The following is a 10,763-nucleotide window of genomic DNA, read 5'->3' on the forward strand; positions in this document are numbered from 1 at the left end:
GCTTCGGCACCCTGGACGAGGAAGCCCTCGACACCGCCCTGGAAACCCTCGCGGGCCTGCAGCAGGACGGCAAGCTGATCGGCGTCATTTCGCACGTGCCCGCCTTGAAGGAGCGGATCAGCACGCAAATCCAGGTAACGCCTCAAACCGGTGGCAGAAGCCATATATCCGGGCCTGGATGCGGCAGGTTGGGCGCTACAGAACTGGCCGTAGAAACAGGTTGACTTGAAAATGTCGGACGATCTTAAAACAGCCAAGACCGCTCTCGCCAAGCTCCATCAGGACATGGAGGCCATTAACAGGCTGGCCAAGCCGCCCTATCTGAGTGTGATAGAGCAGATGGAGCGAACGCTGGAACCGATCCGTCGTCAGCAGTTGGAAATCACTCGCGCTCTCGAAATGGCTGGAGCAGCGACCCGGATACAGGAGATCGTCGGTGCTAATCAACACTGGCAGGATTTAATAAAACAGGCCACCGCGACAAGTCGTATTGCCGAGAGTCTTTCGGCTGCGCATCAGTCATGGCTTGATACGATCAAACCTATCCAGCACGACTTCTCGCAGCTTTCACAGCTTCAAGCCTCCGCCAAGCTGGCCCTGTGTGATACATCCCTGCGGCTTTCCGCCACGGAACGGCTCATGGCGGGCATTGATTTCGAGGCGATAAGGGGTCGTTTCCAGATCGAGATGCCGGTCATCTCGGGACTGGAGAGTTCGATAGCCCATGTGGCAGCCTCGTATGGGAATTTGGCAGAGTCACTGCGGGAGATCTCGGACATCACGCGGTTGCCTGCCTTCGTTTTGCCGGGGGCCACTCGTGAGATCTACACCACCAGCTTTGCGCTCGAAACCCTTCGCCCCTGGGATGAAGGGGATGAGGATGAGGCCGAAACGGAAATTCAGTTTGTCACCGAAGCTGAGATGGAAACATCTGGCTGCATCGCTCTTCTGCTGCAGGTCGATCCAGGGCTCGCTCGGCCGTACATCGGCGCTCGGGATGCCCTGTATGGTAACAATGCCGACCGGGCAAGGCACATCCTGATCTCGCTCAGGGAGTCGTGGAACCGTCTGCTCAGGCGCTTGGCACCCGATGATCCGGTCGCCGCGTGGATTCCGGGGGTGCCCAACCAGAAGGACCTGCTACATGACGGCAAGCCAACTCGTTGAGCTAGGGTGCTTTCTGTCTGCCGGGAGCTGAACAACGATCCGTTGACCGACTTCCTGATGCACGATACCCGGGCACTGGTGAAGCTGATCGAGCTGTTCAACGGGGTTCATGAGTTGGAGGCTGCGCTGACCGATGAGCAGCTCAGGGCCATTCTCCTCAAGACCGATTCGTGGCTGATGTACATACTGCAAATCTCGTCGGGAAATTTTCACAATTAGACAGGAGGCAACCATGACAAAGAAACCAGGATCACATCATGGAGTCACGAACGGCGATTGGGGCTAGGACGTCAAGAAAGGCGGCGCGACCCGTAGCAGCGGCCACTTCGACAAGAAACAGGATGCCGTCGATGCCGGGCGCAAGATCAGCCAGAACCAAGGCACCGAGTTCTACATCCACGGCAAGGACGGGAAGATTCAGAACAAGGACAGCCACGGGAACGATCCGTATTTGCCCACAGGCTGATGTCGTGCGACAAGGAAAGACTGTCAACGATTTTCAACTACTTATTGACCTCTACCCGTGCGCCGAACGGCAAGGAACAGGCGGGGGCACAGAAACAAGACGGGCGCTTGAACTCGCCGTACTCGACCGGTTGATGGGCTAGGATCACTCAACGATATGTGCTGCTGGTTTGAGGCGTTCGGCCTAAAACAGCAATTGCCTGGAAGTCCGACTCAAGATGGTTTCCCAAGGCTACGCGCCACTTGCTCTTTGACAATTGATTGATATGACGGAACTTACGAAGTCTCGGGCCACATGAGAGTGTTTATGAAGAGGGTTCCTTCTGGGGAGCCAGAAAATAATCCGTTGCACGGCAGCGGTTACAACACCTTTAGCTGAAAGCCCGAGACAAGGCGTCTCGGGCTTTCGTCGTATACGCCTGTCCCTATCTCCCTTGTGCTGCCATCGCCCCCCGGCATGAGCTTCAGCGCGCACCGCTCCCCTCTACCGCCGTGTTCTGGCCTCTGGTCCAGGTCACTGGAACCGATCTTCCGGCTTGGCTCTACGTGAGTGAAGACCCGATCTCGGGCAGGCTTATCCCTCTCGGTGTGTCTCGCTGGCACAGGAAGCTTTGACTCGGTTACACTCGGTCAAATACGGTAAATAAACGTACAAACCGTTTGACATTGAATATCTATCTCATATATTGTAACACTGTTAGTCCCGGTTTATTGGGATGCAAGCGACGAGGGCGGGAACGTGGGACACCGATCAACCAAAGGAAAGAGGCTGTTGGAAGTCAACCGATGAAACCAAACGTGACTGGAGTCGAATGATGGAAGACCGATGGCTCTCAGTGGATGAGATTGCGGCCTATCTCGGCATCAAGCGGGATACAGTCTACAAGTGGATTAGTGCACGGCAGATGCCGGGCCGTCAATTAAGCCTGACGCTGCGTAACGGGTTGATAGGATGTTACATCGGCGAGTATGAACTGCGTGGTTCAGACAGGACAAGCTATGGAGATCGCCTGCTCAGCGAGCTTTCCAAGGAGCTGCGCAGGCACAAGGTTAGCAATACTGGACGGCGGCAATTGTACAACTATCTGGCCTTTTACCGCGCCTACCCTCAGATTGTGCGGACGGTACCCGCACAAACCCGCCATTTGCTTCCAAAAGACATTGACAGCCAAAAAGTGCGGACAGTGTCCGCACAATTGGCTATTACACCTGAAAAACTCCTCGGAAGCCTTTATTATGAGCGATCCGGCTTGTCAAAAGACAAGAAAAAACTGGCGGAGCTGGCGCTAATTAACAGCCTGGAGAACGAACTGCCCAAGGATGACGAGAGCCTGCGCGCCAAGGGTAAGAACCGCTGGTATGTGCCCGCCCCCAACAAGGCCGACGATCTAGAGAAGCTGCGCGAGAGATCGCTGCTTAAGGAGTTCGAGGAATACCGGGCATCCAGCCAAAAGCGCCTGAAGGTGTTCCGTCTCGAGGCGGTCCGCGCAGGCTTCAAAAAGGCCAGACAGGAGAGCGACTACGCCACGATCATCACAGTGTCCCGGAAGGTTCCAGAGAACGTCCTCCAGGAAAACCCTAAGCTCCTCATGTGGTACGACCAGGCGCTCACCCGGATGGGAGGTGAATAAGATGAATCCAAAGATGAATTGGAATCTACAGTTTCAATCGGAAAGCAGCCACATTCAGGTGGCCGGGTTCGTTGCAGCGTCCGCAGAAGAATGCCGCCAGTATTTCGTTCGTCGCGTATCCGCAAAAATCGCGGAATCAGACGGGTCAGAAGAACTCCGACAGCACTTGATCGAATTGGAGACGACAGGATTTGATTTGGGTGAATTATTGGGACAGGTCGTAACCTCGCCCCGGGCCAAGGATTGGGAAATCGGCGAAGCGTTTGCTGAAATCGCCCTGGATGATGGATACGAAGCTATGTTCCCATGGCCGACAGCATTCGACAAGCGAACCCGTAAAGCAAGTCTGCCGGGTCCGGATCTGGTCGGACTGCAACGCCATGCCGCCCCGCGTTTTGTTTTTGGTCAAGTGAAGTCTTCTTCTGAGAATCGCGTACCTCCACAAGTGGTCAATTCCGCCCCAGATTGCCTCCGCAATCAAATGTTCCAACTTCGGAATCGCCCAACAGACCGACAAACACTTGTCAGTTGGCTGTTGGTGCGGATGCGTGGCACCGAATGGGAGGATGCCTTCAACGAAGCCTTGAAACACTACTCCAAGGGTGACCTGTGGCTTGTCGGCGTGCTGGTAAGCGGAAAGCGTGATCCAGTCGAAACGGACCTTACAAACATCTGCGCTGGAATCGATCACCAGCCGGGAGAATCAGAAGTTCATCTGCTTGGGTTTTACATTCCTTTTCACAAAGACGAATGGGTTGACCTTGTCTACGATAGGGAGGTGACCCCATGAGCGCATTCCCGACGGATATTCTCATAGCAAAAACCGGTGGACGAGAAGCACTGGATCGCACTTCCGACCAAGCTAAAGTCTTGTTGGCGAAAACCGTGCTGAAGCGTATTGCCGAACGTGATCCGGCAGCCCTTGTGCCCATCCAGCCAGACATGAGGAACACTTTGGAAGAGGCCTTGCATTTGATCGAGCTGCGGTGCCTCGACTTGGCCGTGGCCTGGCGTCGGGATGTCCGATCAAATGAAGGGATCGAGTTCCGAGATTATTGCTCGCTGGCGTTTGATATTCGACGGATGCTTCCGCTGGGAGAAACCGAGGATGCCCGTGTCAAAGGTGCCATCCGCCTCGCGGCAGTCGCGGTATTGGGAGATCGGAGTGCCGACATCAGGCGTTATCTCAACGAGAATGCCTGGCCGGTATCCGAGTTGAACTCCGAAGATGCAGGATGGACTAAGCTGGTCCTCTTCCGTGTGGCGGACGCTTTCCTGCGGGTTGTGCGCAAAAAGAACTGGGATGACCTTCGCGCCGTAGCCGATTCGATTGCCTCACTTCGCCAAAGCCAGCAGTTGTATGAACGAGAATACCTCCAACAGGAGAACGGACTGCGACAGATCGCGGCCATTGAGCTGGTAGCTTTCTATCAATTGGCGAAAGCTGTCGAGATGTTGGGCGTATTTGTCGGCAAAGGCACGCCTCGCACAGCGCTGGATGACGTGGATTTTCATCTTTCACGTGCTGTCAAGGCAGCGGATTCCGCCGGCATCATTGAGCTGGCTCTGCTTCTGCGTTGGCTGAGCATGGCTGCAAGAGTGCTTATCCGCTCAACTATTTGGCACCAACTTGCTGCTTACAACAGTAAGATGACGGATTTCAAGCAGGCGCTGACTAATGAGCAGCAAACACGCCCATTATTTGAACTGCTACCACCACAACGCGATGCCATCCAGGATGTCATGCACACAGGCAATCGGGCAGTGGTGGTCGAAATGCCGACCTCCAGCGGCAAGACCCTGCTTGCCGAATGCCGCATCATTCAGACAATAGTGAATATCGACAAAGCGTGGATCGCTTATTTGGTACCGACGCGGGCACTAGTCAACCAAGTCAGCGTTCGTCTGCGACGAGACCTCGGGCCTTTAGGATTGAAGATCGAACAGGCGACACCTGCTTACGAATTGGATGTCTTGGAAGAGGAATTGTTGTCTTCACCTGGCAGTTTCGATGTACTGGTAACCACCCCGGAGAAATTGGATTTGTTGATCCGCAGCGGAGCCGCTGACCAAGGAAATCGCCCGCTTGGCTTGGTGGTGCTGGATGAGGCACACAATCTCGGCGACGGAGAACGTGGACTGCGGAGTGAACTCGTGCTCGCCACTATCAACCGTGAATCGCCGGACACTCACTTTCTACTTCTGACTCCATTTATACCGAATGCGGAAGAGCTCGCAACTTGGCTGGATGATGAACGCTCTCAGAGTATAACCCCGTCACTCGCGATCAATTGGCAGCCCAACGATCAGATGATTGCTCTCGCATATCCAAAAGGCCGGGGGAGAGTCTGGGGGCTCGAGGTGAAGCCCCTTCACGTTAGGCGAGCGCATCGTGCACCCATTGCCTTTGACGAGCGTGTAACCATTGACCGCGAACAAACCCGTGACATTACGTTGACACAGGCTAAGTCATCGAAACTCGGAGTTGCTGCATTCGTCGCTGAAGCGCTTGCTTCCCGTGGAAGTTCCATTGTGTTGGCGTATTCCCCAACCGATTGCTGGAATCTCGCGAAGAAATTGGCTCCCATGCTTCCAGACAAGCAAAGCAAAAGGCTTACATTAGTAAGGGAATTCGTGAAAGCAGAATACGGGGAGGATTTTGCATTACATGCTTTTCTCGGAAAAGGCCTCGGGGTTCATCACGCCGGTATTTCACCTGAAGTGAGAACCCTTTTGGAATGGTTGACCGAAGAGGGTGAATTAGTTGCGCTGGTAGCCACGACCACTGTGGCGCAAGGAGTAAACTTCCCTATTTCAAATGTCATTCTATCTACCCATTTCAAACCGATTCGGATTGGCGATGCTTTTATTCAGGGCGAACTTCGTCCCGATGAATTCTGGAATATCGCTGGCCGAGCGGGGCGCCTATTCCAAGACACGCTTGGGCTGGTCATTTTTGCATCACAAAAACAAGATGATGATTCTTTGGAGCGCTATGTAAATAAAAGAGTAGTAGAATTAGCTTCCGCACTGGAGCAGATGATTGAAGACACGGTCGAGCGAGGTTGGGATCTCGATCTGCGCCGTTTGGTAAGAAACGATGCAAAGTGGTCGAGCTTCGTGCAGTATTTGGCCCACAGCTACCGAAAGATTGGTGACCACGCGCAGTTTCTCACCGACACGGAAAAGTTGCTCAAACGTACTTACGCTTACCATCGGCTGAGTGGACATCAGCCTGAATTGGCCGAGCAATTGATCGAATCCACCCGGATATACGCTGAACAACTTAGCAATCTTCCCTCTGGGGTCTTGACCCTGGTGGACAGCACCGGATTTTCACCTGAGAGCATTATAGATCTGCTCCGTGACAAAGAATCCTTCAGCCTTCAAGCTGATGATTGGAGCCCAAGCCGTCTTTTCCGGTCGGGCGGCGAAGGGATGAAGAGCCTTGTTGGAGCCTTGCTCAGGGTGCCGGAGTTGAACATCCCGACTATTGGTGGCGGAGATGGAAAGTCCATCGCTTCCATGTTGGAGATGTGGGTCTCCGGCAAGACGTTACGGGAAATTGCCGACCGGCACTTCGCGGATGTTCCAGATATCCAAAAGCGGCTTACGGAATGCTGCCGCACGGTATACCAAACTCTCACTCACCAAGGCTCATGGGGGATCGGAGCTCTTCAGTCAATGAGTGAGATTGCAGATGCCAACCTGTCGAAGGAAGCTATGGCTGCAATTCGTTCGGTGCCGTCCATGATCTACTTTGGTGTTCCCACTATCGAGGCAGTTCTTATGCGGAGCTTGGGCGTGCCCCGCTCGGTCAGCGTAGCGATGGGGAGGAAGTTTACAGAAGCAACCGATGCTGAGCCAGCACCGCGTCTTCAAAAAGCAAGGGCATGGCTTGAACGAAGCTCCGCCGAAACTTGGCAGGAAGTAGCAAAGGAATCCAACCTACCTATGGATGGGAGACGGATGCGGGAAGTGTGGCGCATCATCACTGGCAATCAGCCTTTATAAAGTCTAGGTGGGAAAAGTATGAGAATAAATTCGAAGCCAAGAAACGGAAATTATGGGCAACCTAAAACAAGGTGATTGGTACTACAGCCCTGACCGCCGGCAGCTTTGTCAGGACGTCCTGCTCGCGCTAACGAGTCCTCGGTCATTCCGCTTCCGCACCAGATACGAGCCCTATCCCGCGCTATCGCCTTCGACATGAGCGCCGCGCGCACCGCAGTAGACAACGTCATTGAAGGGCCGGTTGCGGAGGGCTTCGACATCTGACGCCAATGACGTGTCGAGCGTCTCGCAGAATTTCCAGACGGCGTCTGGAAAAAGCGAATTAATGAGTTTTCAGAAGCTTCAATCCCCGGCAAACCCTTTCCCTCTCCCCCGATCAGCGTATGTCCGCTTTCCGTCGCCCACGGCGTGATGTTATTTCGCAGCGCAGAACGCAGCCCCTGCGCTCCCTCCCATCGTCCCCGCCGGAAGACTTGTACCGCGGCGCACCCATCACGTACCGACAGGTAGAGGGTGTACCGTTGATCGGGGCGAAATCCGAAAAAATAGTGCATCGTGTGGGGTTGACAAGTGAGTATAACATATGATATAATCCCAACATAATGACTGCTTGATACGGTAGGAAGACAGCCTATGGACCTAAAGCCGACTGAAAATTACGCAGAACAGATAAAGCGCCTTCGAGCGAGAATGGGGCTGACACAGGTCAATCTTGCCGAACGGCTTGGTGTGTCCTTTGCAACAGTCAACCGGTGGGAGAACGAGAAATCTCAGCCCTCGCCCCTATCTTGGAGCCGCCTCCTCGAAATTGCAGGTGAAAGCGGAATGGCTGAACAAGTGACGGAGCCTGAGTCGCTGTTATACAGCGACACGCCGCCCCGCATTGATTTCGAAGCCAAGCCCGATCTCGTTCGATCTCTGGTTGAGGGAGAACGCCTTTCCTTCGGACATTTGGCCAATCCAGCCTTTGGCACCGAAATTGCCAGCATCGATCCGCTGCCCCACCAACGGATAGCCGTCTACGATCACATGCTCGAACAGCCGCGCCTGCGCTTTCTCCTCGCTGACGATGCCGGAGCCGGCAAGACCATCATGACCGGGCTCTACATTCGCGAGATGCTCTCCCGCCGACTGCTGAAGCGCGTACTGATTATTCCACCGGCGGGCTTGATTGGAAATTGGCAGAACGAGCTGCACGCGCTCTTCAGCCTATCCTTCAATATTGTGAGCGGAAGCGATGCGAGAAGCGGCAATCCCTTTGTTGGCCCCCAAAGTGACCGCGTTATTATCAGCATCGATACATTGGCGGGAGAGAAGGTCTTCTCCCGTTTGAACGCCGACGAGGTCGAACCCTATGAACTGGTGGTCTTCGACGAGGCGCACAAACTCGCCTGCGATCGGAGTGCTACTTTTCAAGTCCGCAAGACCGGCCGCTACAAACTGGCGGAAGCGCTAGCAGGAGCGCAGAACGGTGAGCCGGAGTGGTCTCTCCCCTGGCATGCTCACCACCTGTTACTTCTGACAGCCACGCCTCATATGGGCAAGGACTACCCTTACTATGCCCTCTGGCGGCTGCTCGAACCTGAAGCGCTCTCAACACAAGAAGCTTTCGACCACTTCCCTTTGGAACAACGGCATCACTATTTCATTCGACGCACCAAGGAAGAAATGGTGCGCCTCGACGGACTTCCGCTCTACCCCAAACGCTTCTCCGACACCCTCGGTTATGCCCTTTCTCAGGGCGAAGTGAGCGAACAAAAGTTGTATGATGAGACTACAGAGTACCTGCGCTACGTCTACAACCAATCCAAAATACTGAACCAATCCGCCGCCCGTCTTGCAATGGGCGTGTTCCAGCGTCGTCTCGCCAGTTCGACCTACGCTTTGCTCCGCTCTTTCGAACGGCGAATCGGGAAACTCGAAAAGATCATCGATGATGTCCAATCCGGTGTTCTCACCATCGACCAACTTCTGAAGCTTCAGCGGAACATTCCGGATAACGACGTCTTCGAGTCGAAATCGGCAGACGAAGAGAGCTCCGACAATGGTGTTGAAGAAAATGAGATCGCCGAAGAAGCGCTGCTCCAAGGCGTGATCGCCAGCTCCTTGGGGGCACTTATTTCGGAAAAAGAAGACGTTCTTAAGCTGCGCGATCTGGCAGATAAGGTCCATCGGAGCGGTACCGAATCGAAGTTCGATAAATTGCGTGAAATCCTCACCGAAGAAAAATATGTCCATGAAAAACTCATTATCTTTACCGAGCATCGCGACACACTGGAGTTTCTCGTTCGACGTCTGAGCGGCATGGGGTACACGGGGCAGATTGCCCAGATTCATGGCGGCATGCATTTTACCGAGCGTCAGGAGCAAATCGAGCGCTTCCGACTGCCGACCACCGAAGGCGGCGCACGATTCATGGTCTGCACAGACGCCGCCGCTGAAGGGGTGAATCTGCAATTCTGCTGGATCATGATCAATTATGATGTGCCCTGGAATCCTGCCCGCCTCGAACAGCGCATGGGCCGTATCCATCGCTACGGGCAACAGCACGATCCTGTAATCATCTTGAACTTAGTCGCGCCCGCGACGCGCGAAGGCCGCGTACTGAAAACGCTACTCGACAAACTGGAGAAAATACGCAAGCAACTGAAGTCCGACAAGGTCTTCGACAGCATTGGCCGCCTATTCAGCGAGGTATCCATCAAAACCTACATGGAACGGGTCGCCTCCGGTGATGATCCCGAACAGATCGCCGGTGAACTCGATGGCAAGCTCACAAAAGAACAGGTCAAGGCTTTCCGTGAACAGGAGAAGCGGCTCTATGGTGACGGCGGCGATGTAAAGCGAGAACTGCCCCGCTTGCGCGAGAGTGTGGAACACGAAATGTATTTCCGCCTTATGCCCGGCTATGTGCGCAAGTTCGTTGCATCGACAGCCCCCGTGGTCGGCATGGAGATCGAAGGGGATCTGGGCGGTCTCTTCAACCTTATGCCTGCAGCCAAGGGCGCCATTGATCCCCTGCTCGACGCCATCGAAACCTACCCGCCGGCTCAGGCTCAAAAGTTTTCCATACGCAAGCCGGACGACCGCCAGTCCTGCATTTGGATGCATCCCGGAGAACCTGTGTTCGAACGCTTCCGAGAAATCGTAAGACAGAAGCTGGGCGGTGATGCCTTGCGCGGAGCGGTCTTTGTGGACCCAACCGTCGATAAGCCCTACCTCTTTCATCTCGCGCGCCTTACGGTCATTCGCAAGGCAGATCCCGAGATTGCGGATCTTGCCCGAGAGGAAACGGTCGAGTGCCGGCTCGTCGGTCTCAAACAAACGGAGAGCGCCGAAATCAGCCCCTGCCCCGTCGAACACCTCTTGCTGCTTCGCGGCGGACAAGGACTGCCGCCGCAAGCCCAGCGGCTCGCCGTGGATGCACAACGCCAAAGCGATCAAGCACGCGCCTATCTCACCGAACGTGTGTGTCGCACCCTTGCC

Annotated in this window: 7 protein-coding genes and 1 pseudogene; all 8 read left to right on the forward strand. The window is 54.7% G+C overall.

Going from position 1 to position 10,763, the window contains the following annotated elements; genetic code table 11:
* The coding region (locus GX117_04890; protein ID NLO32680.1) for a hypothetical protein at window positions 1-224 on the forward strand (224 nt) is incomplete at its 5' end.
* A 7-nt stretch (window positions 225-231) separates the two neighbouring features.
* Complete coding sequence (locus tag GX117_04895; GenBank protein ID NLO32681.1) at window positions 232-1,167, forward strand: hypothetical protein; 936 nt, start codon at window positions 232-234, stop codon at window positions 1,165-1,167.
* Between the two features lie 6 nt (window positions 1,168-1,173).
* Window positions 1,174-1,386, forward strand: a complete 213-nt coding sequence (locus GX117_04900) for a hypothetical protein (protein ID NLO32682.1) — start codon at window positions 1,174-1,176, stop codon at window positions 1,384-1,386.
* 13 nt (window positions 1,387-1,399) lie between these two features.
* Window positions 1,400-1,633: pseudogene (locus GX117_04905) on the forward strand (DUF2188 domain-containing protein).
* A gap of 814 nt (window positions 1,634-2,447) precedes the next feature.
* Window positions 2,448-3,263 (forward strand): excisionase family DNA-binding protein, encoded by an 816-nt coding sequence (locus GX117_04910; GenBank protein NLO32683.1) that lies wholly within the window; start codon window positions 2,448-2,450, stop codon window positions 3,261-3,263.
* Window position 3,264: 1 nt separating this feature from the next.
* A complete protein-coding gene (locus GX117_04915) occupies window positions 3,265-4,053 on the forward strand; it encodes a hypothetical protein (GenBank protein NLO32684.1) in 789 nt (262 codons plus the stop codon).
* Window positions 4,050-7,277, forward strand: coding sequence for a DEAD/DEAH box helicase (locus GX117_04920; GenBank protein NLO32685.1), 3,228 nt, complete (start codon window positions 4,050-4,052; stop codon window positions 7,275-7,277). Before GX117_04915 ends, GX117_04920 begins: the two co-directional genes overlap by 4 nt.
* A gap of 633 nt (window positions 7,278-7,910) precedes the next feature.
* The coding region (locus GX117_04925) for a helix-turn-helix domain-containing protein (protein NLO32686.1) at window positions 7,911-10,763 on the forward strand (2,853 nt) is incomplete at its 3' end.

The organism is Candidatus Hydrogenedentota bacterium, from assembly GCA_012523015.1.
GTDB lineage: Bacteria > Hydrogenedentota > Hydrogenedentia > Hydrogenedentales > CAITNO01 > JAAYBJ01.

Bases quoted from the DNA above. Each gene is read 5' to 3' on its own strand.
- GX117_04895 (NLO32681.1), top strand. From the start codon at position 232: ATGTCGGACGATCTTAAAACAGCCAAGACCGCTCTCGCCAAGCTCCAT.
- GX117_04910 (NLO32683.1), top strand. From the start codon at position 2,448: ATGGAAGACCGATGGCTCTCAGTGGATGAGATTGCGGCCTATCTCGGC.
- GX117_04915 (NLO32684.1), top strand. From the start codon at position 3,265: ATGAATCCAAAGATGAATTGGAATCTACAGTTTCAATCGGAAAGCAGC.
- GX117_04920 (NLO32685.1), top strand. From the start codon at position 4,050: ATGAGCGCATTCCCGACGGATATTCTCATAGCAAAAACCGGTGGACGA.